At 71.7% G+C, this 23,795-nt stretch carries 22 protein-coding genes; 7 read left to right on the forward strand and 15 right to left on the reverse strand.

Going from position 1 to position 23,795, the window contains the following annotated elements; all coding sequences use genetic code 11:
• Positions 1-126: 126 nt before the first annotated feature.
• From ADL15_RS00960 to ADL15_RS00985, 6 genes are all read right to left on the reverse strand, one after another.
• A complete protein-coding gene (locus ADL15_RS00960; RefSeq protein WP_067684009.1) occupies positions 127-510 on the reverse strand; it encodes a cytidine deaminase in 384 nt (127 codons plus the stop codon).
• On the reverse strand, positions 503-1,867 hold the full coding sequence (locus ADL15_RS00965) for a hemolysin family protein (RefSeq protein WP_067684012.1): 1,365 nt from the start codon (positions 1,865-1,867) through the stop codon (positions 503-505). The genes ADL15_RS00960 and ADL15_RS00965 overlap by 8 nt, the downstream gene beginning before the upstream one ends.
• A gap of 2 nt (positions 1,868-1,869) precedes the next feature.
• Positions 1,870-2,340, reverse strand: coding sequence for an rRNA maturation RNase YbeY (gene ybeY / locus ADL15_RS00970; RefSeq protein WP_067684014.1), 471 nt, complete (start codon positions 2,338-2,340; stop codon positions 1,870-1,872).
• Positions 2,341-2,364: 24 nt separating this feature from the next.
• On the reverse strand, positions 2,365-3,438 hold the full coding sequence (locus ADL15_RS00975; protein WP_067684016.1) for a PhoH family protein: 1,074 nt from the start codon (positions 3,436-3,438) through the stop codon (positions 2,365-2,367).
• 267 nt (positions 3,439-3,705) lie between these two features.
• Positions 3,706-5,085: a serine hydrolase domain-containing protein gene (locus ADL15_RS00980; RefSeq protein ID WP_067684019.1), complete on the reverse strand. Its 1,380-nt coding sequence runs from the start codon at positions 5,083-5,085 to the stop codon at positions 3,706-3,708.
• Positions 5,082-5,435, reverse strand: coding sequence for an HIT domain-containing protein (locus tag ADL15_RS00985; RefSeq protein ID WP_067684022.1), 354 nt, complete (start codon positions 5,433-5,435; stop codon positions 5,082-5,084). Before ADL15_RS00985 ends, ADL15_RS00980 begins: the two co-directional genes overlap by 4 nt.
• Positions 5,436-5,512: 77 nt before the next feature.
• On the opposite strand from ADL15_RS00985, the gene ADL15_RS00990 reads away from it, so the two are divergent.
• Both ADL15_RS00990 and ADL15_RS00995 read left to right on the forward strand, forming a co-directional pair.
• Entirely contained in the window at positions 5,513-7,876 is a 2,364-nt protein-coding gene (locus tag ADL15_RS00990) for a beta-glucosidase family protein (RefSeq protein ID WP_067684025.1), read from the forward strand.
• Between the two features lie 62 nt (positions 7,877-7,938).
• Positions 7,939-8,721, forward strand: coding sequence for a class I SAM-dependent methyltransferase (locus ADL15_RS00995; RefSeq protein ID WP_067684026.1), 783 nt, complete (start codon positions 7,939-7,941; stop codon positions 8,719-8,721).
• A 150-nt stretch (positions 8,722-8,871) separates the two neighbouring features.
• On the opposite strand, the gene ADL15_RS01000 is transcribed toward ADL15_RS00995, so the two are convergent.
• The 4 genes from ADL15_RS01000 to hemW form a co-directional block, all read right to left on the reverse strand.
• Positions 8,872-9,606 (reverse strand): 16S rRNA (uracil(1498)-N(3))-methyltransferase, encoded by a 735-nt coding sequence (locus ADL15_RS01000; RefSeq protein ID WP_067684029.1) that lies wholly within the window; start codon positions 9,604-9,606, stop codon positions 8,872-8,874.
• Positions 9,607-10,047: 441 nt separating this feature from the next.
• Entirely contained in the window at positions 10,048-11,187 is a 1,140-nt protein-coding gene (gene dnaJ, locus ADL15_RS01005; RefSeq protein WP_067684031.1) for a molecular chaperone DnaJ, read from the reverse strand.
• Positions 11,188-11,221: 34 nt separating this feature from the next.
• Positions 11,222-12,244: a heat-inducible transcriptional repressor HrcA gene (gene hrcA / locus ADL15_RS01010; RefSeq protein ID WP_067684035.1), complete on the reverse strand. Its 1,023-nt coding sequence runs from the start codon at positions 12,242-12,244 to the stop codon at positions 11,222-11,224.
• A gap of 168 nt (positions 12,245-12,412) precedes the next feature.
• Complete coding sequence (hemW, locus tag ADL15_RS01015; RefSeq protein WP_157441080.1) at positions 12,413-13,615, reverse strand: radical SAM family heme chaperone HemW; 1,203 nt, start codon at positions 13,613-13,615, stop codon at positions 12,413-12,415.
• Between the two features lie 37 nt (positions 13,616-13,652).
• Between hemW and ADL15_RS01020 the strand changes: the two genes are divergently transcribed.
• From ADL15_RS01020 to ADL15_RS01030, 3 genes are all read left to right on the forward strand, one after another.
• A complete protein-coding gene (locus ADL15_RS01020) occupies positions 13,653-14,423 on the forward strand; it encodes an enoyl-CoA hydratase-related protein (protein WP_067684043.1) in 771 nt (256 codons plus the stop codon).
• 84 nt (positions 14,424-14,507) lie between these two features.
• A complete protein-coding gene (locus ADL15_RS01025; protein ID WP_067684226.1) occupies positions 14,508-15,356 on the forward strand; it encodes a hypothetical protein in 849 nt (282 codons plus the stop codon).
• Positions 15,357-15,471: 115 nt separating this feature from the next.
• Positions 15,472-17,103 (forward strand): PAS domain-containing protein, encoded by a 1,632-nt coding sequence (locus ADL15_RS01030; protein WP_067684046.1) that lies wholly within the window; start codon positions 15,472-15,474, stop codon positions 17,101-17,103.
• 100 nt (positions 17,104-17,203) lie between these two features.
• Here the strand turns inward: ADL15_RS01030 and ADL15_RS01035 are convergent, their stop codons facing one another.
• The 3 genes from ADL15_RS01035 to ADL15_RS01045 all read right to left on the reverse strand — a co-directional run bounded on the left by ADL15_RS01035 (position 17,204) and on the right by ADL15_RS01045 (position 20,131).
• The gene (locus tag ADL15_RS01035; RefSeq protein WP_067684049.1) at positions 17,204-17,479 is read right to left on the reverse strand and encodes a GlsB/YeaQ/YmgE family stress response membrane protein; all 276 of its coding nucleotides are present in this window, start codon (positions 17,477-17,479) and stop codon (positions 17,204-17,206) included.
• Between the two features lie 85 nt (positions 17,480-17,564).
• Positions 17,565-19,442 carry a translation elongation factor 4 gene (gene lepA, locus ADL15_RS01040; protein WP_067684052.1) on the reverse strand — a complete coding sequence of 626 codons (1,878 nt, stop codon included), beginning with the start codon at positions 19,440-19,442 and terminating at the stop codon, positions 17,565-17,567.
• Positions 19,443-19,597: 155 nt separating this feature from the next.
• Entirely contained in the window at positions 19,598-20,131 is a 534-nt protein-coding gene (locus ADL15_RS01045) for a DUF4240 domain-containing protein (protein ID WP_067684055.1), read from the reverse strand.
• Between the two features lie 68 nt (positions 20,132-20,199).
• Between ADL15_RS01045 and ADL15_RS01050 the strand changes: the two genes are divergently transcribed.
• Both ADL15_RS01050 and rpsT read left to right on the forward strand, forming a co-directional pair.
• Positions 20,200-21,204 (forward strand): phosphotransferase family protein, encoded by a 1,005-nt coding sequence (locus ADL15_RS01050; RefSeq protein ID WP_067684058.1) that lies wholly within the window; start codon positions 20,200-20,202, stop codon positions 21,202-21,204.
• A gap of 157 nt (positions 21,205-21,361) precedes the next feature.
• Positions 21,362-21,628: a 30S ribosomal protein S20 gene (rpsT, locus tag ADL15_RS01055; RefSeq protein WP_067684061.1), complete on the forward strand. Its 267-nt coding sequence runs from the start codon at positions 21,362-21,364 to the stop codon at positions 21,626-21,628.
• Between the two features lie 188 nt (positions 21,629-21,816).
• Here the strand turns inward: rpsT and ADL15_RS56970 are convergent, their stop codons facing one another.
• Positions 21,817-22,446 carry a hypothetical protein gene (locus tag ADL15_RS56970; protein ID WP_067684064.1) on the reverse strand — a complete coding sequence of 210 codons (630 nt, stop codon included), beginning with the start codon at positions 22,444-22,446 and terminating at the stop codon, positions 21,817-21,819.
• Positions 22,443-23,426 carry a DNA polymerase III subunit delta gene (gene holA, locus ADL15_RS01065; RefSeq protein ID WP_067684071.1) on the reverse strand — a complete coding sequence of 328 codons (984 nt, stop codon included), beginning with the start codon at positions 23,424-23,426 and terminating at the stop codon, positions 22,443-22,445. Before holA ends, ADL15_RS56970 begins: the two co-directional genes overlap by 4 nt.
• Between the last annotated feature and the right edge of the window lie 369 nt (positions 23,427-23,795).

Here is a 23,795-nt window from a genome sequence, read left to right on the forward strand (position 1 = left end):
GCTCCCCCGAGGCCGGGCGGCGCTCGCCGGACGTGGGACGGCGCTCCCCCGGCGCGGGACGACGGTCACCGGACGCGGGACGACGCTCGCCCGACGTGGGGCGGCGCTCCTCCGGCTGGTCGGCGCTCACGCGGTGACCGTGCCGAGCAGCGAACCGGACGGGCCGGCGACGTGGATCGGGGCATCGGCGGCCAGGTCACGCACCGCGGCGTGCCCGGCGCCGTCCAGCGCGGTCGCCTCGGTGACCACCGCGGCGGCTTCGATCTTCGTGGCGCCGGAGGCGGCGGCCTGGGCCACCGCCAGCTGCAGCGCGGTGACGGTCAGGCTGGGCAGGCCGACCGAGGCGGACGCGTACGTGCGGCCGTCCTGGTCGCGGACCGCGGCGCCCTCGGCCGCACCCACCCGGGCGCGGGAGCTGCGCGCCAACGTGACGAGCTTGGCGTCCTCGGCGCTCAGCGGGGCACCGTCCGTGCCGGGCACGGCGGTGGCGGCGAACTTCTGGTCAGGCATCAGCGGGAAGTCTTTCCTCGTTCTCGGCTTGCTTGTTCTTCGCAACGTTCTCAACTCTGTCGCCGGCGGGCGACTCCGGTCGCACCCGGTGCACCAGCACCGAGTCGATCCGGTTCCGCCGGCCCGTGGTGCCCTCGGCGATCAGGTGCAGGCCACCGACGTCGGCCGAGGCGCCCGGGATCGGCACCCGGCCCAGCGTCTGCGCCAGCAGGCCGCCGACCGTCTCCACCTCGTCGGCGGGCAGTTCCACGCCGAACACCTCGCCCAGATCCTCGATCGGCAGGCGCGCGGCGACCCGCACCGCGCCGTCCTCGACGTGCTCGATCGGCGGGCGTTCCACGTCGTACTCGTCGGTGATCTCGCCGACGATCTCCTCGAGGATGTCCTCGATGGTCACCAGGCCGGCCGTTCCGCCGTACTCGTCGACGACGATCACCAGGTGATTGCGGGCCGCCTGCATCTCGGAGAGCAGGTCGTCGACCGGTTTCGACTCCGGCACGAACGTCGCCGGGCGCATCGCGTCGGCCACCGCCTGCGCGGCCGCCGCCGGATCGCCGTTCTGCGTCCGCCGGATCACGTCCTTCAGGTACAGCACGCCGAGCACGTCGTCGACGCTCTCGCCGATCACCGGGATCCGCGAATACCCCGAGCGCAGGAACAGGTACAACGCCTGCTGCAGGGTCTTCGGCGCCTCGATCCACACCATCTCGGTCCGCGGCACCATCACTTCACGGGCGATCGTGTCACCCAGCGCGAACACCGAGTGGATCATCTCGCGCTCGCCGTGCTCGACGACACCCCGCTCCTCGGCCAGGTCGACCAGCTCGCGCAGCTCCACCTGGCTGCCGAACGGACCCTCCTTGAACCCCTTGCCCGGGGTCACCGCGTTGCCGATCAGGATCAGCAGCGAGGCCAGCGGGTTCAGCACCCGGCCCAGCCAGCGCACCAGCGGTGCCGCGGCGCGGCCCACCGCGTACGCGTGCTGCATGCCCAGCGTGCGCGGCGCGACACCGACCACCACGAAGCTGACCAGGGTCATCGCGCCGGCGGTGACCAGCGCGGCCCGCCAGCCCACCCCCCAGCTGTCCACCGCGACCAGCGCCACCAGCGTGGTGGCGGTCAGCTCGCAGAGCAGCCGGAGCAGGAGCAGCAGGTTGACGTAGCGCACCACGTCGGAAGCGACCGCGGTGAGCGCGCCGGCGCCCCGCTTGCCCTCCCGTTCCAGCTCGCTCGCCCGGGCCGCGGAGACCGTGGCCAGCGCGGCGTCGGTCATCGAGGCGAAGCCGGCCAGCAGCACCAGCCCGACCGCGAAGGAGATCAGTTGGAAGTCCGGAAGGCCGGCCGAGGCGGGATCCACGATCAGCCGGCTTTTCGGCCGGCGCGCCAGCTCTGCAGCAGTTTTGCCTGCAGAGCGAACATCTCGCGCTCCTCGTCCGGCTCGGCGTGGTCGTAGCCGAGCAGGTGCAGCGCGCCGTGCACGGTGAGCAGGTGCAGCTCGTCGGCGGGCGCGTGCCCGGCGGCGGCCGCCTGCTTGGCGGCCACCTCCGGTGCCAGCACGATGTCACCCAGCAGGGCCGGCTCACCGGCGCCGGACTCACCCGGGCCGTGGTCGACACTGCCCTCGTCCATCGGGAACGCGAGCACGTCGGTCGGCCCGTCGCTGCCCATCCAGCGGTGGTTCAGCTCGGCCATGTAGTCGATGTCGACCAGCAGGATGGACAGCTCGGCGAGGGGGTTGACCCCCATCTCGTCGAGGGCATGCCGGGCAACCGCGAGGATCGCGTCGGTGTCGACCTCGACTCCCGACTCGTTGGCGATCTCGATGGACATAGTGGTGCGATTACCCCTTGCGAATCAATGCCGGCGCTGCGGGCGGCCGGTCGCGGCCCGCCCGGGCACGGCATGGACGGAATTAGCGGACTGTTGCTCCTGCTCGGCGTCGAACCGCGCGTACGCGTCCACGATCTCCGCGACCAGCTGGTGGCGCACGACGTCGGAGCTGGACAGCTCGGCGAAGTGCACGTCGTCCACCCCGCGCAGGATCTCCCGGACGACCTTGAGCCCGCTGCTCGTGCCACCGGGCAGGTCGACCTGGGTCACGTCACCGGTGACCACGATCTTCGCCCCGAACCCGAGCCGGGTCAGGAACATCTTCATCTGCTCGGGCGTGGTGTTCTGTGCCTCGTCCAGGATGATGAAGGCGTCGTTGAGCGTGCGGCCGCGCATGTAGGCCAGCGGGGCCACCTCGATGGTGCCCGCCGCCATCAGCCGCGGGATGGACTCCGGGTCGAGCATGTCGTGCAGGGCGTCGTAGAGCGGCCGCAGGTACGGGTCGATCTTCTCGGTCAGCGTGCCGGGCAGGAAGCCGAGCCGCTCACCGGCCTCGACCGCGGGCCGGGTCAGGATGATCCGGCTCACCTGCTTGGCCTGCAGCGCCTGCACGGCCTTCGCCATCGCCAGGTACGTCTTACCGGTACCGGCCGGGCCGATCCCGAAGACGATGGTGTTCTCGTCGATGGCGTCGACGTAGTGCTTCTGCCCCAGCGTCTTGGGCCGGATGGTCTTGCCCCGCCGGGACAGGATGTTCAACGTGAGCACCTCGGCGGGACGCTCGGAGGTGTTCGCCTCGAGCATCCGCAGGGTGCGCTTGACGGCGTCAACGCTGAGCGTCTCGCCCTTCTCGATGAGCTCGACGAGCTCGGAGAAGAGACGCTCGGCGGTGGCGTTCTCCGCCGGCTCGCCGGTGATGGTGATCTCGTTGCCGCGCACGTGCAGGTCACTGCGGAGGGTGCGTTCGAGGAGTCGGAGGATCTCGTCCTTGGCGCCGAGCAGGTTCACCATGATCTTCGGGTCGGACACCGAGATCTTGGTCTGCGCCCGCACCGGGCTGGACGAGCCAGTGCTGGAAGGGTTCGGCGTACCGGTCATAGGGGCGGCCCGACGGGCCTACGCCACCTGCTCTCGTACTAGGCGTCGTCCCGGCTTGGGGCGGCGTGCTCAAGGATCGTGCCATCCTATCCGCTCGCCCGCCCCACCGCCGATGCCATTATCGGCGGGCCGTACCGCAGATCACCCCGCAGCGTGTGAAGTTGCGGCGCGCTCCGCACCGAAAGTCCCCACACACGCCGTGAACCCCGCAGCGTGTGAAGTTACGGCGCGCTCCGCACCACAACTTCACACACACGCCCTGGGCGGTCAGAGGCGGGGACCGGGGCCGTCCGAGGCCAGACCGCCGTCGAAGCCCTCCTGCAGGCGGGTGAACCGGTACGTCGCCCAGTGCATCCGCACCACGGCACCCCGCTCGTCCCGGGTCATCCGGAGCAGCTCGCCGGACTCGCGCCCGGACGCCGTACGCAAGACGTCGGCCTGGTCCGGCAGCGGCCGGAAGATCGCCGGAGGTTTCTCCGCGGGCGCCTCGGCGGCCCGGGCCTGCAACTGCCCGTCGTGCCAGGCGAAGACGAACTCGGAGCCCTCGCTCCACCAGCGGCCCAGCACCGACCGGTAGGCCGGCGGCGCCGGCGCGGCCACCCGCCACGGCCGGATCTCCGCCGGGTCGGCCTCGACCGCGAGCCGCAGCAGCTCGTGTGCCAGATCGATGGTCTGCCCGGCGGTGCCGGAGGAGCCGAGGACGGCGCAGCCCAGCCCGCCCGGGTTGCCCTCACCGCCGCGCCGGCCGTAGACGCCGGCCAGGAAACCGGGCATGGCGCCGTCGTGACCGACGTGCACCACCCGGTTGCCCTCCGGGCAGAGGATGAGGCCGAGACCGAAACCGATCGCCCAGAGCGACTCGTCGGTGGTCGTCGACGGCCAGCGCATCTCGTCGAGGGTGGCCGCGTCGAGGACCCGGTTCACCCCCGGGTCGGCCAGGAAGGCGGCCCACCTGGCCATGTCCGAGGCGGTGCTCCAGAGCTGCGCGGCCGGCCCGACCCCGCCGAGGTCGACCGGCGGTTCCGGCCGGGCCGCGTCGGAGTACGCGTCGACCAGGTAGCCGACCGCCGCCTCGGCGGGCCGGTCGACGGTGGTGTGGCCGAGGCCGAGCGGGGTGAGGATCCGCTCGGTGAGGATCTCCGCCCAGGTGCCGCCGCGGAGCTTCGCGACCAGGTGACCGAGCACCGCCAGCCCGAGGTTGGAGTAGTGGTAGCGGCGGGCGTTGGGCAGCACCCGCTCGGCCCGGTCCAGCTCGGCGAGCAGCCGGCCGGCGTCCGGGGCGACCAGGGTGTCCCACACGTCGCCGTACGGTTCGCGCTGGTAACCCGCGGTGTGCGAGAGCAGCCGGCGGATCGTGGCGTCGCCGTGCGCGGGCACGTCGAGATAGCGGGAGACCGGCTCGTCGAGGTCGAGCAGCCCGTCGTCGCGGGCCTGCATGACCAGCACCGCGGTGAAGGTCTTGGTGACCGAGCCGATCCGGAACCGGCTGTCCGGCCCGAGCGGGTGGTCCGGGTTGCCGGACTCACCGACCGTGAACGTCCAGGGTTCCCGGTCGGCGCGGTGCAGCGCCACGGTGAGCGCCGGGATGCGCCCGTCGGACTGGGCCCGGCGGACGGCGCGTTCGTAACGGGTCTGTGGCACGGTCACTTGCCGGCCAGCATCGGGCCGAGCGGAGCGCCGCCCACGACGTGCGCGTGCACGTGGAAGACCTCCTGGCCGCCGTGTGCGCCGGTGTTGAAGATGACCCGGAAGCCGTCGCCGGTCAGGCCCTCGGCCTCGGCGACCGCGGCCGCGGTGGCCAGCACGTCGGCGGCGGCGGACGGGTTCGCGGTGGCCAGGGCGACCACGTCGGCGTGGTGCTCGACCGGGATCACCAGGACGTGGGTGGGCGCCTTGGGGTCGATGTCGCGGAACGCCAGGGTGGTCTCGGTGCGGTGCACGACGGTCGCGGGAATCTCGCCGGCGACGATCCGGCAGAACAGGCAGGAGTTATCCACCTGTCGGATCTTATGCGGGCCGGATGTGGGCTTGAATGGTCCCGGACCTACCTCTCTGCCGTTGGGAGCGCTCTCACATGACCGACATCGATCACCTTCTCGACCGGCTGACGCTGGACGAGAAGGTGTCCCTGCTGACCGGACAGGACTTCTGGTCACTCCCCGCGATCCCGCACATCGGACTGCGCTCCCTGGTGATGTCGGACGGCCCGGTCGGCGTCCGGGGCACCGGCTGGGCGCCGGAGGACCCGTCGATCGCCCTGCCCAGCCCGACCGCGCTGGCCGCCTCCTGGGACCCGGAGCTGGCCGCCGAGGCGGGCCGGCTGCTCGGCCAGGAGGCCCGGCGCAAGGGGGTGCACGTGGTGCTCGGCCCGACGGTCAACCTGCACCGCACCCCGTTGAACGGCCGGCACTTCGAGTGCTACTCGGAGGATCCGCTGCTCACCGGCGAGATCGCGGTCGGCTTCGTCCGCGGCGTGCAGGAGCACGGCGTGGGCACCACGGTGAAGCACCTGGTGGGCAACGACTTCGAGACCGACCGGATGACCGTGGACGTGCGGATCCCGGAACGGGCGCTGCGCGAGCTCTACCTGGCGCCGTTCGAGCGGGTGGCCGAGGCCGGCGGGTGGGGCGTGATGAGCGCCTACAACGCGGTCAACGGCGAGTCGATGGCGCAGAACGGCCGGCTGCAGGACGAGATCCTCAAGCGCGAGTGGGGCTTCGACGGGGTGGTGGTCTCCGACTGGCGGGCCGCCCGGGACACGGTCGGCGCCGCGCTCGGCGGCCTGGACATCGCCATGCCGGCGATGGACAACCCCTGGGGCCCGGCACTCGCGGAGGCGGTCCGGTCCGGGCAGGTGCCGGTCGAGGTGATCGATGACAAGGTACGGCGGGTGCTGCGCCTGGCGGCCCGGGTCGGAGCCCTGGACGGCTTCCCCGCGGTGACCCCGCCGGCCACGGTCGACGGCGCCGCGGTCGCCCACCGGGTGGCCGCCCGGTCGTTCGTGCTGGCCCGCAACGACGGTGTGCTGCCGCTCGCCGGCCGGCACCTGCGGGTGGCGGTGATCGGTGCCCTGGCCCAGGACGCCCGGGTGCTCGGCGGCGGCAGCGCCCAGGTGGTCCCGCCGCACGTGATCTCCCCGCTGGACGGGATCCGGGCGGTGTTCGACGAGGTCGGCTACGCGATCGGCGCCGACCCCCGGCCGTTCCTGCCGGCGGCACAGGGCCCGGAGTGGTCCACGTTCCGGATCGACCTCGGCACCTACCGGTTCGAGGTGCCCACCGCGGCGGTGCGCTGGCTCGGCGACCCGCCCGGCGGGCTGGCCGTGCACGACATCACCCAGCTGGAGCTGTCCACCACCTATACGCCGCCGGTCGCCGGCGAACACGTGTTCGCGATCTCCGGCTTCGGCACGTTCGAGCTGACCGTCGGTGATCAGAAGCTCTACCAGGGTTCGCTGCACCCGCCCGGCACCGGCCGTGCCGACCTGCTGCTGCACCCGCGCGAGCAGCGGTTCACGGTCACCCTGCCGGCCGGCGAGCCGGTCGCGGTGACGCTGCGGCAGAGCTTCGAACCGGGTACGGCGCACTCGGCCGGCACCACACTCGGCCTGCGCCCACCCGGCCCGGACGCGGACGGCCTGATCGCCGAGGCGGTCGCGCTGGCGGCCCGCTCGGACGTGGCAGTGGTGGTGGTCGGCACCACCGAGCAGGTCGAGTCGGAGGGCTTCGACCGTACGTCGCTGGCGCTGCCCGGCCGGCAGGACGAGCTGGTGGCCCGGGTGGCGGCGGTCAACCCGCGCACCGTCGTGGTGGTCAACGCCGGCTCGCCGGTGCTGCTGCCGTGGGCCGACGAGGTGGCCGCGGTGCTGCTCACCTGGTTCCCCGGGCAGGAGGCCGGCGCGGCGCTGGCCGCCGTACTGCTCGGCGAGGAAGAGCCGGGCGGACGGCTGCCGACCACCTGGCCGCGGCGCGAGGCGGACTGCCCGGTGCTGGCGGTCGAGCCTCGGGACGGCTTCCTCGCGTACGACGAAGGGGTTTTGATCGGTTATCGAGGGTGGAAAGAGCGGCCGCTCTACGCGTTCGGATCCGGTCTCGGCTACACCACCTGGGCCTATGACCACCTCGTCGTGGAGGCGGACGAGGCGGTGGTGACGCTGACCAACAGCGGGGAGCGGGCCGGGCGCGAGGTCGTACAGATCTACCTGGCCCCGCTCCAGAACGGTCCGGTGCCGCGGCCCGAGCGGTGGCTGGCCGGGTTCGCTCCGGTGGAGGCCGGCCCGGGCGAGACGGTCACGGTCCGGATCCGGCTGCCGGAACGGGCCTTCCAGGTGTGGGACGACGGCTGGCGCACCCTGCCCGGCCGGTACGCGGTGACCGCCGCGCACGCCCTGGACGATCCACGGCGGACCATCGAGATCGAGAAGAAGGGGTCAGCCTGACCTCACGGCCGGACGCGCCCGGCTCGTCAACCGTCTAGTTCGGAGCGATCTAGGTTGAGGCGATGACCACGAGTGAGCGCGGACAGGTCTTCGGCGAAGTGGCGGACGACTACCACGAGGTGCGGCCCGGCTATCCGGCGGAACTCGCCCCCGAACTGCTGACACAGGCCGGGGGCGGCCCGGTGCTGGAGGTCGGTGCCGGCACCGGGAAGGCGACCGCCGCGTTCGCCGCCCTCGGCGCCGACCTGACCTGCCTGGAGCCGGACCCGCGGATGGCCGCGGTGCTGCGGCGGACGGTGCCGGGCGTGCCCGTCGTGGAGACCACGTTCGAGGACTGGGTGCCGGACCGCGCCTACCGCCTGCTGATCAGCGCGCAGGCCTGGCACTGGGTGGACGAGGACCGCCGCAGCGAGCTGGCCCATGCGGCGCTCGCCCCGGGCGGGCTCTTCGCACCGTTCTGGAACGTCTTCGCGGTCGTCGACCGGACCCTGTACGCCGCGCTGGCCGAGGTGGACGCCCGGCACGGCCTCTCCGGCGAGCACACGCCGCACTGCCTGTTCGCCGGCGACGTGCCCGACGAGCCTCGCCCGGCCGCCGAGGAGTGGGCGTTCCTGGCCCTCCCGGACGAGCTGTTCACCGAGCCGCGCACGCTGCGGTACCGGTCACGCCGCAGCTACCCGGCCGCGCTCTACCGCCGGCACCTGGAGTCGATCTCGGTGTATCGAGCGCTGCCGGCCGCCGCGGCCGAGGCCGTGCTGGACGACACGGTCGCGGTGCTCGAGGCGCACGGCGGCACGATCGACTTCCACGTCTACACCGACGTCGCCCTGTCCCACCGCCGCTGACCACTCCCCGGCTGGCCCACAGGGGTGTGTCGAGGGCACCGAGACACCCGACGACCCGGCGCCCGACCCGCAACCCGGCTGGGTCGCAGGGGTGTGTCGAAGGGACTGAGACACCCCCGAGAGCCAGCCGGTGGCCCGGCGCCGGGCCCGCTACCAGCGGTGGAGGCGAGTGGAGAGGACGGCCAGGGCGGCTACGCCGGCGGTGGAGGTGCGCAGGACCGCGCTGCCCAGGCGGACCGGGACCGCGCCGGCGTCGCGGAACGTGGCCACCTCGGCGTCGCTGACGCCGCCCTCCGGGCCGACCACCAGCACGATCTCGCCTGCGGTGGGCAGGGCCGCGGTGGTGAGGCGTTCGGTGGCCTCCTCGTGCAGGACGAACGCGGCGGCCGCGTCGGTGATCCGGGCCGCGACCTGCTTGGTGGAGCAGTCCGGATCGCCGGCGACCAGCGGCAGCCACGAACGGCGGGCCTGCTTGGCGGCCTCACGGGCGGTCGCGGCCCACTTGTCGCGGGCCTTGAAACCGCGGTCGCCGCGCCACTGCGCGACCGACCGGGACGCGGCCCACGGGACGATCTCGTCGACGCCGGTCTCGGTCATCGCCTGGACGGCCAGCTCGCCCCGGTCACCCTTGGCGATGCCCTGCACCACGACGAGTCTCGGGTCGGCGGCCGGCTCGGCGGCGCGCTGCCGGACCGCCACGTCGACGCTGCCCCGGCCGACCGCGGTGACCTCGGCGGTCGCGGTGCCGCCCCGGCCGTCGGCGAGGATCAGCACCTCACCGACCCGGAGCCGTTGCACGGTGGCGGCGTGATGCCCCTCCGGACCGTCGAGGGTGAACGACGACCCGGCGGGCAGATTCTCGACCAGAAACAGCGGTGCGGACACCCCCGCACGCTACCGCCAGGCCGGAGCGGGCAAGCGTGCGCCCGCAGCGCCCGGCAAGCGTGTGAAGTTACGGCGCGCAGCGCACCGAAAGTCCCCACGCAAGCACCTCGCCCGACGAGCGTGTGAAGTTACGGCGCGCAGCGCACCGAAAGTCCCCACGCAAGCACCTCGCACGACGAGCGTGTGAAGTTACGGCGCGCAGCGCACCGAAAGTCCCCACACAAGCACCATGCACGGCGAGCGTGTGAAGTTGCGGTGCGGTGCGCGCCGAAAGTCCCCACGCTGGGGTTGGCTCTGACCGGGACCACACGCGGACGTCGCCCCGGAGGGCTTCGCGTTTCTGGACGCGCCAGCGGCCAGCGAAGCCCGCAGGGGTCCCGGCGGGAGCGACGATCCGCACCACAGCGGACGCACGACAAAAAGATCTTGAAGTTGATCTTTCTAGTGGCCGTTGAAGGCGTCGCGCATCCGGCTGAAGAAGCCGCCCTGCTTGCTCAGCTCGGCCACGTCCTCGCCGCGGGTCTTGGCGAAGTCGCGGAGCATCCGCTCCTGGTCGGCGGTGAGCTTGGTGGGCGTCTTGACGTCCAGGTGGACGAAGAGGTCACCGCGGCCCTGACCGCGCAGGTGCGGCACGCCCTTGCCGCGGATCCGCAGCGTGCTGGCCGGTTGCGTGCCCGGTTTGACCTCGATGTTCTCTTCGCCGTCGAGGGTCTTGATGGTCATCCGGGTACCGAGCGCGGCCGCCGTCATCGGGAGCGTGACGCGGCAGTGCAGGTCGTCGCCCTTGCGGGAGTAGACGTCGTGCGGGCGCTCGTGGATCTCGACGTAGAGGTCGCCGGCGGTGCCGCCGCCCGGGCCGACCTCGCCCTGCTGCGCGAGACGGATCCGCATGCCGTCCTCGACGCCCGCCGGGATCTTCACCGTGAGCGAGCGGCGGGTGCGGATGCGGCCGTCGCCGGCGCAGGTCGGGCACGGGGTGGGGATGACCGTGCCGTGACCCTGGCAGTTCTGGCACGGGCGGGACGAGACCACCTGGCCGAGGAACGTGCGCTGCACCGACTGCACCTCGCCACGGCCACCACAGACCTCGCAGGTGGCCAGGTGGGTGCCGGGCGCGGTGCCGGCGCCGGAGCACTGGGTGCAGAGCACCGCGGTGTCGACGGTGATCGGCGCCTCGACGCCGAACGCGGTCTCCACCAGGTCGAGCTCGAGGCGCAGGATGGCGTCGGCGCCGGGACGGGTCCGCGGGCGCGGGCCACGGCTGCCGCCGCCGGCCGCGGTGCCGAAGAACGCGTCCATGATGTCCTGGAAGCCGACGAACGGGCCGGCGCCGCCGGGGCCGCCACCGGGCGCGCCGCCACCGGGCGCGAGGGGGTCACCGCCCAGGTCGACGATCTGCCGCTTCTGGTCGTCGGAGAGGACCTCGTACGCCGCGTTGATGTCCTTGAACTTCTCGTGCGCCTCCGGATCGGGGTTGACATCCGGGTGGTACTGCCGAGCCAGTTTGCGGTAGGCGCGCTTGATCTCGTCGTCGGTGGCTTCCCGGCTCACGCCGAGAATTCCGTAGTAGTCCTTGGCCACGGGGTTTGGAGTCCTCAATGTCTGCGCGAATCCGTCAATTCTGTGCCAACAGGTCGCCAACGTAGCGTGCGACTGCACGAACCGTGGCGATGGTGCCGGGATAGTCCATCCGGGTCGGCCCCAGCACGCCGAGCCCACCGACGATCGTGGCGCCCGGTCCGTAACCGGTGCTGACCACGGACGCCGACCGGAGATTGTCGATCTCGTTCTCGTCGCCGATCCGGACCCGGGTGGTGCTGGGCTCGAGGTCGCCGATCAGCTTGAGCAGGATGACCTCTTCCTCCAGCGCTTCGAGTACGGGCCGCAGCGTGCCCTGGAAGTCCAGCACACCGCCACGCGTGAGGTTGGCCGTCCCGGCGAGTGCGAGGCGCTCCTCACTCCGCTCGACGAGCGTCTCGAGCAGCACGGTGGCGAGGCAGATCATGCTCCCACGGCGCTCCGGCGCGCACTCGTCGACGAGTGTCTGCACCAGCGGCGGGGTGTCGGCGAGCTTCTGACCGGCCAGTTTCTCGTTCACCCGGCGGCGCAGCTCCCACACCTCGCCCTCCGGCAACGGGGCCGGCAACTCGACCAGGCGCTGCTCGACCCGGCCGGTGTCGGTGATCATCACGAGCATCAGCCGGGTGGTGGAGATCGGGACGAGCTCCAGATGACGCACGGCGGACTTGGAGAGACTGGGATATTGCACGACCGCGACCTGGCGGGTCAGCTGGGCGAGCAGGCGGACCGTGCGATGCACCACATCGTCGAGGTCGACCACGCCGATCATGAAGCGCTCGATCGCGCGGCGCTCGGCCGGGCTGAGCGGCTTGACCCGGGTGAGCCGGTCGACGAAGAGCCGGTAACCGAGGTCGGTGGGCACCCGGCCGGCACTGGTGTGCGGCTGCCGGATGTAGCCCTCCTCCTCCAGCACCGCCATGTCGTTGCGCACGGTGGCCGAGGAAACGCCCAACTGATGCCGCTCGACCAGGGCTTTGCTGCCGACCGGCTCGCGGGTTTTCACATAGTCCTCGACGATCGCCCGCAGGACTTCGAGCTTGCGGTCATCCAGACTCATATGACCCCTCCCTCTGGCACTCCCGCGGACAGAGTGCCAGTCTACGTCTCCACTGCCTGCAGCGCGATGATCGAAAGGACCGACCACCGCGGTTCTTGGTCAGGGACGGAACCGAACAGTACGGTCCGCCGCCACGAGCGGGCTAGAGAGAGCGCCGGGTTGGCATGGTCACGGGAGCACGTCCCGGATCACCGCGTCGGCCAGCAGCCGCCCGCGCAGCGTGAGCACGAGCCGGCCGGCCGAGAACGCCGCCGGGTCGAGCAGGCCGTCGGCGAGCGCCTGAGCGGCGGCCGCGCCCTCCACCCGGTCCAGCGCGATGCCCTCGCGCAGCCGGACCCGCAGCATCACGTCCTCGACGTGCTGGTCCTCGGCGCTGAGCAACTCCCGCCCGTGCCCCGGTGAGACGCCGTCGGCCAGGCGTTTCGCGTACGCCGACGGGTGCTTCACGTTCCACCAGCGCACCCCGCCGACGTGGCTGTGCGCGCCGGGGCCGAGCCCCCACCAGTCCGCGCCGGTCCAGTAGAGCAGGTTGTGCCGGCACTCCCCGCCCTCGCGCGCCCAGTTGGACACCTCGTACCAGCCGAAGCCGGCCGCGGTCAGCGCCTGCTCGGCGGCCAGGTAGCGGTCGGCCGCGACGTCGTCGGACGGGTACGGCAGCTCGCCCCGGCGCATCCGGACCGCCATCCGGGTGCCGTCCTCGACGATCAGGGCGTACGCGCTGACGTGATCCACCCCGGCGTCCACCACGGTCTGCAGCGAGCGCGCGAAGTCGTCGGCGGTCTCCCCCGGCGTTCCGTAGATCAGATCCAGGTTCACGTGCTCGAACCCGGCCTCCCGGGCCTCCAGCGCGGCCTCCGGCGCCCGGCCCGCGGTGTGTTTGCGGTCGAGCACCCGCAGCACGTGCGAGGCCGAGGACTGCATGCCGAGCGAGATCCGGGTGAAGCCGGCTGCTCTCAACTGCTTGAGCGAGGCGAGGTCCACCGACTCCGGGTTCGCCTCGGTGGTCACCTCGGCGTCCGCGGCCAGCCCCCAGGTGCGGTCGATCCCCTCCAGGATCCGGCCCAGGTCGGACGGGCTGAGCAGGGTCGGTGTGCCACCGCCGACGAAGACCGTGTCGACCCGGCGCGGCTGCACCACCTTGGCGGCCAGGTCCAGCTCGCGCAGGACGGTCGCGGCGTACTCGTCCCGGCTCGCGCCGCCGCCCAGCTCACTGGCCGTGTACGTGTTGAAGTCGCAGTACCCGCAGCGGCTGGCGCAGAACGGGACGTGGACGTAGACCGCGAACCCGTTCGCGCCCACGTCACGGGTCGCCTCGTCGGGAAGTGACCCGTCAGCGGGTACGGGTTCACCATCAGGGAGTGCGCCGGCCATCCGCCAAGTGTGCCTGGTGCCGGTTAGGGTCCCGGACATGAGTCTGGTCCTTACCGCCACCGACGCCGGGGTGACCACCCTGACGCTGGACAGCCCGGCGAATCGCAACGCCCTGTCCCGTGCCCTGATCACCGAACTGCTCGCCGCGCTCGGCGCCGCGGCCGCCACCCCGGAGACGCGGGTGGTGGTCCTCTCGCACACCGGCCCGGTCTTCTGCTCCGGCGCCGACCTGAAGGAGACCGCCGCCACCCGGCCCGGCGAGCGGCTGCCGGTCGAGCTGATGGCCGACCTGCTCGCCGCGATCTGGGAGTTCCCCAAGCCGGTGGTGGCCCGGATCGCCGGGCCGGCCCGGGCCGGTGGGCTGGGCCTGATCGGCGCCGCCGACCTGGCGGTCTGCACCCGGGCGGCGACGTTCGCGTTCACCGAGGTGCGGCTCGGCGTGATCCCCGCGGTGATCAGCGCCACCGTGCTGCCCCGGCTGGCGCCCCGGGCCGCGGCCGAGCTCTACCTCACCGGCGACGTCTTCGACGGGGACCGGGCCGCGGCGATCGGGCTGGTCACGGCCGCGGTGCCGGAGGAGGACCTGGACACGGCGGTCGCCGCCTACTGCGCCTCGCTCATTCGCGGCGGTCCGCTCGCGCTGGCCGGGACCAAACAACTTCTCCGGCGTACGAGGTCGGAGTCGATCCGCACCGAACTGGCCGAACTGAGTGACCGTTCAGCCGGATATTTCACCTCGGCGGAGGGCCGGGAGGGAGTTTCCGCACGTCAGGCCAAGCGCGACCCGAATTGGGTGCCATCGCCCTGAACAACACGCTCCGCACAGTCACGGTGATCTTCGTGCGTGCGTTGATTAGTGTTGGCGTCCGGCGGCGAAGGAGGTGTGGTGCGGGTGAAAACGGTCATCGGGGTTCTGGCCTCGCTCGCCCTCATCGCCGTGGTCAGCGTGATCATCGTGCTGCACAAGGTCCCGGGCGCGATCACCCTGCCCCGGATCGGCCCGGAGTGCACGGTGCGCGCCGACGGTGAGGTCACCCTCGACTCGGTGCAGATGGCCAACGCCGCGACCATCGCCGCGGTCGGCATCCGCAAGGAGATGCCCGAGCAGGCGGTGGTGGTCGCGCTCGCCACCGCCTTCCAGGAGTCCAAGCTGGAGAACCTGGACGACGGCGACCGCGACTCGGTCGGCCTCTTCCAGCAGCGCCCCAGCCAGGGCTGGGGCACGTTCGACCAGATCAAGAACCCGAGGTACGCGGCCAGCAAGTTCTACACCGCCCTGAAGAAGGTGAAGGGCTGGGAGGACATGCGGGTCACCGACGCCGCGCAGAAGGTGCAGCGCTCGGCGTACCCGAACGCGTACGAGAAGTGGGCCGACGAGTCCCGGGTCCTGGCCCGCGCGCTGATGGGCCTGGCCACCGGCGCGGTCGAGTGCACCGTCACCGGCGACCCGGTGGTGCGGGGCGCCGCCGCCGCGACCGCCCTGGTGGCCGGGCTCAAACTGGACTGGGGCAAGAAGCTCGACCTGGTCGGCAAGGAAGCGGCCGGCTTGACGGTTTCGGTCAGCAACGCCAGCAGCGGCTGGCGCTATGCCCACTGGCTGGTTTCCCACGCCTCAGGCACCGGCCTCGAACGGGTACGTTTCGGTGACTTGGAGTGGCATGCCGGAGACGGAAAGTGGCAGCAAGTAACCACCGCCGTGGCGGGCGACGACCGGCGCGTCGTCGCCGAAGTCTTCAGCTGACAACACTGTCCGCAACTTTCGGTGACTATCGGTAATTCACCCTGCTGAGAACGCGAATCGCGCTGCGTATACATCGACATGGACAGTGCGCAACCACCCTGGTACTAAGTAGGACGTGTTCTGGGGAGCGCTCGAATGGATCCTGCTCGGGTCAGGCGGCGTCGGCGCGATCATCTGCGGTGTGCGGCGCCATCGACCGGCGCGTAAGGCGCCGTGGTGGTTGCTGGCCGCGTCACTGGCCGTCCTCGCCGTGGGCGACGTCTGCTACTCGTACGGCCAGCGGGATCTGGCCGACGCCTTCTACTTGTTCATGTTCGGCCTGGTCGCGGTCTGCCTGATGCAGTTCACCCGGGGCGGCGCGCTGCTCGTCGACCGGGCCCGGCTGATCGACCTGCTGGCCTTCGCCTGCTCGACGCTGCTGATCGTCTGGGTCTTCGTGATCGGCCCGAACGGCCGGCTGGGCGACGTGTCGGCCGCCGACGTGATCGGTGACGTCCTGCTGCTCTGCGTGGCCGGTCGGCTGGTGGCCGGCGACCGGCGCAACGTCGCGGCCTGGCTGCTGCTGACCGGCGCGACCGGGATGCTGGCCGGCGACATCGGCTATCCGCTGGCCGAGGGCCCGCTGACCGAGTCGGCGTACGTGCTGCTCTACGTCTGCTGGGGCCTGTCCGCGCTGCACCCGTCGATGATCCGGCTGACCGAACCGGCGCCGTCGCGGCACAGCCCGTGGAAGTTCCGCTGGTCGGTGCTGCTCGCCGCGTCGGCCGGCGGCCCGCCGACGGTGCTGCTGATCGAGGCGCTGCAGGGTCAGGTCGTGGACGGCGTGGTGATCGCCGTCACCGCCGCGGTCACCCTGCTGCTCACCATCACCCGGCTGGCCGACTCGATCCGGCAGCACAGCCAGGCGCTGACCCGGGAACAGGGCCTGCGTACCGCGACCGCGGCGCTGGTCGCGGCCGCGGACCGGCCCGCCGTCGACGCCGCGGTGCGCGCGGCGGTCAGCCAGCTGCTGCCACCGCACGGGGTACGCCGGGTCGCGCTCGCCGACGAACTGTCACCGGCCGACCTGCCACCCGCCTCGGCCGGCCCGGCCGGTCGCAGCTGGTGGTTGCCGGCCACCGAGCCGGACGACCGCACCCTGGTCTGCCCGCTCCGGCTGGAGCCGCTCGACGTGGTCCGGCCCAGCGGCGGCGCGCTGATCATCACCGGTCGCCGGGAGGACCTGATCGTCGGCCACGACGCGCTCGAGGTGCTCGCCGGCCAGGCCGCGCTCGCCCTGGACCGGATCACCCTGGTCGAGGCGGTCGGCCGGCGGGACAGCGACCTCTACCTGCGCGCTGTGATCCGCAACACCGCCGAGATGATGGTGGTGATCGACGTCGACCAGCGGGTGCGGTACTCCAGCCCGGCGCTGCGCGAACTGATCGGCCAGGACGAACTGCCCCCGCTGATCACTCTCGACGAGCTGGTCCACCCGGACGATCGGCCCATGGTGCGCAACGCGCTGCGCTCGCTCGGCGACGGCACCGTGCACTGCGCCCTGCAACGCGCCGACCTGACCCAGGTGCTCGTCGAGATGACCTACCGCGACCTGCGTGACGACCGCCTGGTCCAGGGGCTGGTGCTGACCCTGCGGGACATCACCCGCAACCACGACCCGGCGGAGCAGCACCCGTACGCGGAACACAGCGGCGAGATGCCGGCCTGGATCAACCGGCGGTCGGCCCAGCAGCGTTTCCGGTTCTGACCCTTCCTTTCGGACCCGCTGCTTTCGGACCGGAGCTGCTTCGGGGCAAAGCGAAAGCGCCGGCCCTCTTTCGAGGTCCGGCGCTTTTCGGCTTTTGGTGTTATCGGGTCAGGCCCCGGCGACCGACAACGCCGACCGTGAGGGCGACACCGATGGCGGCGAGCACGACCTGGAAGAAGAACTCGATCCAGTCGAAGCCGTTGGTGCTGGCGACGCCGAAGGCCCGGGCGAGCACGGTGCCGAGCAGGGCGGCGACCACACCGATGACCATGGTCAGCCAGATCGGGATGTTCTGCTTGCCGGGTACGACCAGGCGGCCCAGGGCGCCAATGATCAGACCGACGACCAGGGCGGTGATGATTCCGGTGACAGTCATTGGGGGAGTCCTCTCGGGGGGTGAAGCTCGTTCGTTGCGTCCGTCGAGCAACAGAGTTCCCGGCCCCCCGAGAAATCAAACCGCCCTATTTTTTTGCGGCTTTCGGGTCGGCCGCCTCGGAGGTGGAGAGCGCGGCGATGAAGGCCTCCTGGGGCACCTCCACGCGGCCCACCATCTTCATCCGCTTCTTGCCTTCCTTCTGCTTCTCGAGCAGCTTCCGCTTGCGGCTGATGTCACCGCCGTAGCACTTCGCGAGCACGTCCTTGCGGATCGCACGGATGGTCTCGCGGGCGATGATCCGGGAGCCGATGGCCGCCTGGATGGGCACCTCGAACTGCTGCCGCGGGATGAGTTTCTGCAGCTTGGCGGCGATCGACGTGCCGTACGCGTACGCCTTGTCCTTGTGCACGATGGCGCTGAACGCATCGACCGGCTCGCCGTGCAGCAGGATGTCCACCTTGACCAGATCGGCGACCTGCTCGCCGGAGGGCTCGTAGTCCAGCGACGCGTAGCCCTTGGTCTTGCTCTTCAACTGGTCGAAGAAGTCGAAGATGATCTCGGCGAGCGGCAGCGTGTAGCGCAACTCCACCCGTTCGGCGGACAGGTACTCCATGCCGAGCAGGGCGCCGCGCCGGCTCTGGCACAGCTCCATGACCGCGCCGACGTACTCGTTCGGCACCAGGACGGTGGCGCGCACCACCGGCTCGCGGATCTCAGCGATCTTGCCGGTCGGGAACTCGCTCGGGTTGGTGACCGTCGCCTCGTTCGCGTCCTCGGTGACCACCTGGTAGACCACGTTCGGCGCGGTGGAGATCAGGTCGAGGTTGAACTCGCGCTCCAGCCGCTCGCCGATGATCTCCAGGTGCAGGAGGCCGAGATACCCGACGCGGAAGCCGAAGCCGAGCGCCGCCGAGGTCTCCGGCTCGTAGGTGAGCGCGGCGTCGTTGAGCTTGAGCTTGTCGAGCGCGTCACGCAGCGCCGGGTAGTCCGAGCCGTCGATCGGGTAGAGGCCCGAGTAGACCATCGGCTTCGGGTCCTTGTAACCGCCCAGAGCCTCCTTGGCCGGCCGGTTGTGGCCGGTGATGGTGTCACCCACCCGGGACTGGCGGACGTCCTTCACGCCGGTGATCAGGTAGCCCACCTCGCCGACACCGAGGGCGCCGGCCTTCTCCATCTCCGGCGACACCACCCCGATCTCGAGCAGCTCGTGCACGGCGCCGGTGGACATCATCTTGATCTTGTCGCGGGCGCTGATCCGGCCGTCGATCACCCGGACGTACGTGACGACGCCGCGGTACACGTCGTACACCGAGTCGAAGATCATCGCGCGGGCCGGTGCGTCGGCGTCGCCGACCGGTGCCACCAGCTCCCGGACGATCTCGTCGAGCAGGTGCGACACCCCGATGCCGGTCTTGCCGGAGACCCGGAGGACCTCCGACGGGTCGACGCCGATGAGCTTGGCCAGCTCCTCGGCGTACTTCTCGGGCTGCGCGGCCGGCAGGTCGATCTTGTTGAGCACCGGGATGATGCGCAGGTCGTTCTCCATCGCCAGGTACAGGTTGGCGAGGGTCTGCGCCTCGATGCCCTGCGCGGCGTCGACGAGCAGCACCGCGCCCTCACAGGCGGCGAGGCTGCGGGAGACCTCGTAGGTGAAGTCGACGTGCCCCGGGGTGTCGATCATATTGAGGACGGCGGTCTCGCCCTGCCGGGCGCCCTCGCGGACGGTCCAGGGCATCCGCACGGCCTGCGACTTGATGGTGATGCCGCGCTCGCGCTCGATGTCCATCCGGTCGAGGTACTGCGCACGCATCTGCCGCGGGTCGACCACGCCGGTGATCTGCAGCATCCGGTCGGCCAGCGTCGACTTCCCGTGGTCGATGTGGGCGATGATGCAGAAGTTGCGGATACGGCTGGGATCGGTCGATCCGATCACGTTCACGCCGGGGTCGAGCGGTCCAGGCACGGTCGTCCGTTCTTCTCGGGATGGTTCTGCGGATGCGGGTGTCGCCGGTCGAACGCCGGCGCCCCCTATCGTCCCACGCCCGCGGGGGCAGGTCCGATCACACCCGTTCCGGCGCCTCCCGCGCAGCCGGGATCCCGCCTCCCGCGCAGCCGGGGTCAGTCCGGCGGCTCCAGGAACAGCGCGGAGAGCCGGGGCAGCCGGCGGCGCATCTCGTCCTCGTTGTCGAAGTCCCACAGGTCGGCCACCTCCGGCCGGTGCCGGGGCCGGTCCTCGGCGGGCAGCGGCGTGCCGGTGGCCTCCTCATAGGCCCGGGCCGCGATGCCGAGCACCTCCTCGGCCTCGAAGACGGCGCCGGTGTCGGCGCCCTCCTTGATCGCCACCACGTTGGCCAGCACGTCGGGTGCCGGGACGGCGGCGGCCACCGCCTTGCGCCCGTGCGCGATCAGCCAGCCCCGGAACGCGTCGAAGCCCGCCTCGTCGGCGCCGCTGTTGATCAGATAGGCCGCGGCCCAGAGGTCCTCGGTGCCGGAGGCCACCATCACCTTGTCCAGGTGGCGGCCCCAGGCGACGATCTCCTCCGGATCACGGGTGGCCAGGTCGGCGACGGCGCGCTCGGCCACCTCGGCGGGGGACGCCGGCCGGTCGGCGGTGGCGCGGTCGATGACCGCCCAGAAATCGTCGGTTCGCATACGACGATCCTGCCAGTGCGGTACGACAGTCCTTCGCTGACACGGTCGGTGACGGCAGGATGGGGCCCATGCGGCCGATCACCCTGCCCGAGATTCCGTACGACGCCACCGCCGTACGCCCGGATTGGCCCGACCTGCCGGAACCCGTGCGCCGGGCGATCACCGCGCGCCTCGGCTCCCCGGTGTCCGCCGCGCGCAGCGCCGGCGGCGGTTTCACCCGGGCCTTCGCGGCCGTGCTCGACACCGAGGCCGGCACCGGCGTGTTCGTGAAGGCCGCACCGCTGGGCGACCCCACCGCCGAGTGGTACGCCCGGGAAGCCGCCATCACCGCGGCCCTGCCCCCGGAGGTGACCGCCGCCCGTCCGCTCTGGACCATGACCGACGCCGGCTGGTACGTCCTGTGCCTCGAGGCGATCGACGGCCGGATCCCGCCGCTCCCCTGGTCCCCCGACGATCTCCAGTCGGCCCTGCGCACCTGGTCGGCGGCGGCCACCGCGCTGGCCCATCCGTCACCGGCGCTGCTCGCCGTCGGCCTGCCCGGGCTGCCGGAGATCGTGCGCGGCGAGATGTCCTGGTGGTCGCTGATCGCCAAGCGCCGCGAGCCGATGCCGGAACCGGCCACCACCACGATCGCGCCGCAGCGGCTCGCCGAGCTGGCCAGGCTGGAGCGCGCCCTGCCCGACCTGGTCGCCGGCGACGCCCTGATGCACGGTGACCTGCGGCTGGACAACGTGCTGATCGACGCCGGCGGCCGGGCCTGGCTCTGCGACTGGACCTGGCCGTGCCTCGGCGCACCCTGGTTCGACACGGTCACGCTGCTGGTCAGCGCGTACGCCAGCGGCCTGGACACCGACGCCGTGCTCCGGGCCTGGGGCGCACCGGACGAGGGCGTGGACGGCGCTCTGGCGGCCCTCTCTGGCTACTGGCTGGTCCGGGCCGGCGGCGGGCCGAGCAGCGCGTCGCCGCACAGCCGCCAGCACCAGCGGTTCAGCGGCGAACAGGCCCTCGCCTGGCTCGCCGAACGCCGGGGCTGGGACACCGCCCCGGCCAAGCGCGGCTGGCTCCGCCGCTGACGCCGTTTTGGCGGCTCGGAGGCGTGCTGGTAGTCTGGTCCATCGCGTGTGGTGACACGCTGTGGTCATTCTTTCCGGCCCTGCCGGAGCGGTGCTCACAGCGCGGCAGCCATTCGTTTAGACCATTTTTCCGAACTAGTCAGGACAAGGCTGTCGCGTGGCGAACATCAAGTCCCAGATCAAGCGCAACCGGCAGAACGAGAAGGCCCGTCTGCGCAACAAGTCGGTCAAGTCTTCGCTGAAGACCGTGATCCGCAAGCTTCACGAGGCGAGCGCGTCCGGTAACAACGAGTCGGCTACCGCTCTGCTGCGTGACGCCTCGCGTCAGCTGGACAAGGCTGTCAGCAAGGGCGTCATTCACAAGAACCAGGCGGCCAACCGTAAGTCGGCTATCGCCAAGAAGATCGCCTCGCTGTCCGCCTGATCCTTTCGGATCACATTCAGCGGCCGCAGCGATGCGGTCACTGGCTCCGCCCGCCGGCGGGCGGGCAGAGCGAAACCGGGCACCGCTGGACCCTCAAGGTCCGCGCGGTGCCCGATTCGTTTTCCCGATGTGGTACGGACAAAGCAAAGCCCCGGGCGGGATCCGCTCGGGGCTTTCTTGATACGTCGTCACTCGTAGCGGCGCACCGCGGACTGCCGGGCCATCTGCTGCCGCACGTCCCCCTCGTCGGTCCACGGCCGGCGCACCGGTGCCGTGTTCACCGCCGGACCGGCCGCCCGCTGCTCGGCACCGGCCGGGTAACGCCCGTCCCGCACCGGCTCGCCCCCGGAGTAACGGCCGCCCTGGATCGGCCGGCCGGCCCCGTTCTCCGGCGGGAACCAGACCACTCCGGTCGACCGGCCCTGCGCCGGCTCCACCGGCAGCGGCGTCACGACCGGCGCCCGCACTCGCGGCGGCGGCCACTCGGTCGCATGCCCCCCGCCGCGCGGCCGGTACGTGTCCCGCTCGGCCCGCTGCACGGCGACCCGGGCGGCCACCGGCTCGGCGGGCGGCGGCGCCAGCCACCCGGCCATCAGGTCGTTGAACTTCACCATCACCGCCACCGCGAACGGCAGCACCAGCACACCCCACCAGTTGACCAGCTCGGCCAGGGCGAGCAGCAGGCCGAGCGCGATCGCGCCCTCCAGGAAGACGAAGCAGAGCAGCCCGCTCGGGCTGAGGTGGCGCAGGCGCAGCATCCGGGCGTACATCGGCTGGTGTGCCGCGCCGGCCCGCCGGGAACGCACCGTGCGGGTCATCGGGCACCGCCGGACCGGCGCGCCGCGGCCACCGCGAAGACGGCCTGTTCCAGCGCGTACCCACGGTCCTCGGCGCCGCCCTTGACCGCCGCGTTGCAGACCGCGGCGGCGCGCATCGCGTCGACCAGCCCGTCCGGCGTCCAGCCGCGGCTGCGCTCCTGCGCCTTCTGGATCTTCCAAGCCGGCATGCCGAGCGTGCTGGCCATCTGGTACGGATTGCCCTTGCCGGCCGACGCCACCCGCGCGACCGTCCGCACCCCGTCGGCCAGCGCGTCCGCGATCGGCACCGGGTCGACCCCGACGTGCAGCGCCCAGCGCAGCGCCTCGAGCGCGCCGGGCAGGTCGCCGACCATCGCCGCGTCCGCCACCGTGAAGCCGCTGACCTCGGCCCGGCCCTTGTAATACCGAGCGACCACCGCCTCGGTGACCTTGCCGTCGGTGTCGGCGAGCAGCTGCGAGCAGGCCGCCGCGATCTCCCGCAGGTCGTTGCCGACCGCGGCGAGCAGCGCGGCCGCGGTCGCCTCGTCGCACCGGCCGCCGGCCCGGCGGAACTCGTCCCGGACGAAGGCGGTCCGCTCCCGGTCGTTCTTCAGCTTCATCGCGGGCACCACCGTCGCGCCGGCCTTCTGCAGGCCGTCGGCGAACGCCTTGCCCTTCGCGCCACCCGGATGGGTGACGATCAGCGTGACCTCCGGGTCCGGATTCTTCGCGTACGACAGCAGCGCGGCGGCCAGCTCCTTGCGCGCGTCCTGCCCGTTGCGCAGGACCAGCACCCGCCGCCCGCCGAACAGCGACGGGCTGAGCATCTCGGCGACCTCACCCGGGCTCAGCTGGCCGGCCTCGTATTCCCGGACGTCCGCGCCCGGGTCGGCGGCTCGAGCCGCTTCCACCGCCGCGGTGACGGCACGGGCGGCGAGCAGTTCCTCATCGCCTTGGACGAGCAGCAACAAGGGTGGTGGCGCGGCGTTCACGCCCGACATCGTCGCACGTCCGGCAGACACTCCGACGAGGCTCACTCTTTGGCGCAGCTCTATCGATCACGGAACGCGAAACCAGACATATCGGCACGCAAGGATATGTCAGACAATCTGACCTGCGGGATCGTCCGGCGAGGTGGCGGGCCACCGCCGACGGTCCCGGGTCGCACCCGGCGCCGGAAATACCTCATCGCCCTCCGGCATGTCGTTCTTGCACCGGGCGGCCGGCCCGCGGGCCACCGCTCTTGGGCCGCCACCGCTCTTGAGGACACCGTCGCTTCGGGCCACCACTGCTGCGGGGCCGCCGCCGCTCTTGAGGCCGCCGCTGCTCCGGAGGCGCTGCTGCTTCGGAGGCGCCGCTGCTTCGGGGGC

The sequence above is a fragment of the Actinoplanes awajinensis subsp. mycoplanecinus genome, assembly GCF_001509495.1.
GTDB lineage: Bacteria > Actinomycetota > Actinomycetes > Mycobacteriales > Micromonosporaceae > Actinoplanes > Actinoplanes palleronii.

Bases quoted from the DNA above. Each gene is read 5' to 3' on its own strand.
- ADL15_RS00960 (WP_067684009.1), bottom strand. From the start codon at position 510: ATGCCTGACCAGAAGTTCGCCGCCACCGCCGTGCCCGGCACGGACGGT.
- ybeY (WP_067684014.1), bottom strand. From the start codon at position 2,340: ATGTCCATCGAGATCGCCAACGAGTCGGGAGTCGAGGTCGACACCGAC.
- ADL15_RS00975 (WP_067684016.1), bottom strand. From the start codon at position 3,438: ATGACCGGTACGCCGAACCCTTCCAGCACTGGCTCGTCCAGCCCGGTG.
- ADL15_RS00990 (WP_067684025.1), top strand. From the start codon at position 5,513: ATGACCGACATCGATCACCTTCTCGACCGGCTGACGCTGGACGAGAAG.
- ADL15_RS00995 (WP_067684026.1), top strand. From the start codon at position 7,939: ATGACCACGAGTGAGCGCGGACAGGTCTTCGGCGAAGTGGCGGACGAC.
- hrcA (WP_067684035.1), bottom strand. From the start codon at position 12,244: ATGAGTCTGGATGACCGCAAGCTCGAAGTCCTGCGGGCGATCGTCGAG.
- hemW (WP_157441080.1), bottom strand. From the start codon at position 13,615: ATGGCCGGCGCACTCCCTGATGGTGAACCCGTACCCGCTGACGGGTCA.
- ADL15_RS01020 (WP_067684043.1), top strand. From the start codon at position 13,653: ATGAGTCTGGTCCTTACCGCCACCGACGCCGGGGTGACCACCCTGACG.
- ADL15_RS01035 (WP_067684049.1), bottom strand. From the start codon at position 17,479: ATGACTGTCACCGGAATCATCACCGCCCTGGTCGTCGGTCTGATCATT.
- ADL15_RS01045 (WP_067684055.1), bottom strand. From the start codon at position 20,131: ATGCGAACCGACGATTTCTGGGCGGTCATCGACCGCGCCACCGCCGAC.
- ADL15_RS01050 (WP_067684058.1), top strand. From the start codon at position 20,200: ATGCGGCCGATCACCCTGCCCGAGATTCCGTACGACGCCACCGCCGTA.
- ADL15_RS56970 (WP_067684064.1), bottom strand. From the start codon at position 22,446: ATGACCCGCACGGTGCGTTCCCGGCGGGCCGGCGCGGCACACCAGCCG.
- holA (WP_067684071.1), bottom strand. From the start codon at position 23,426: ATGTCGGGCGTGAACGCCGCGCCACCACCCTTGTTGCTGCTCGTCCAA.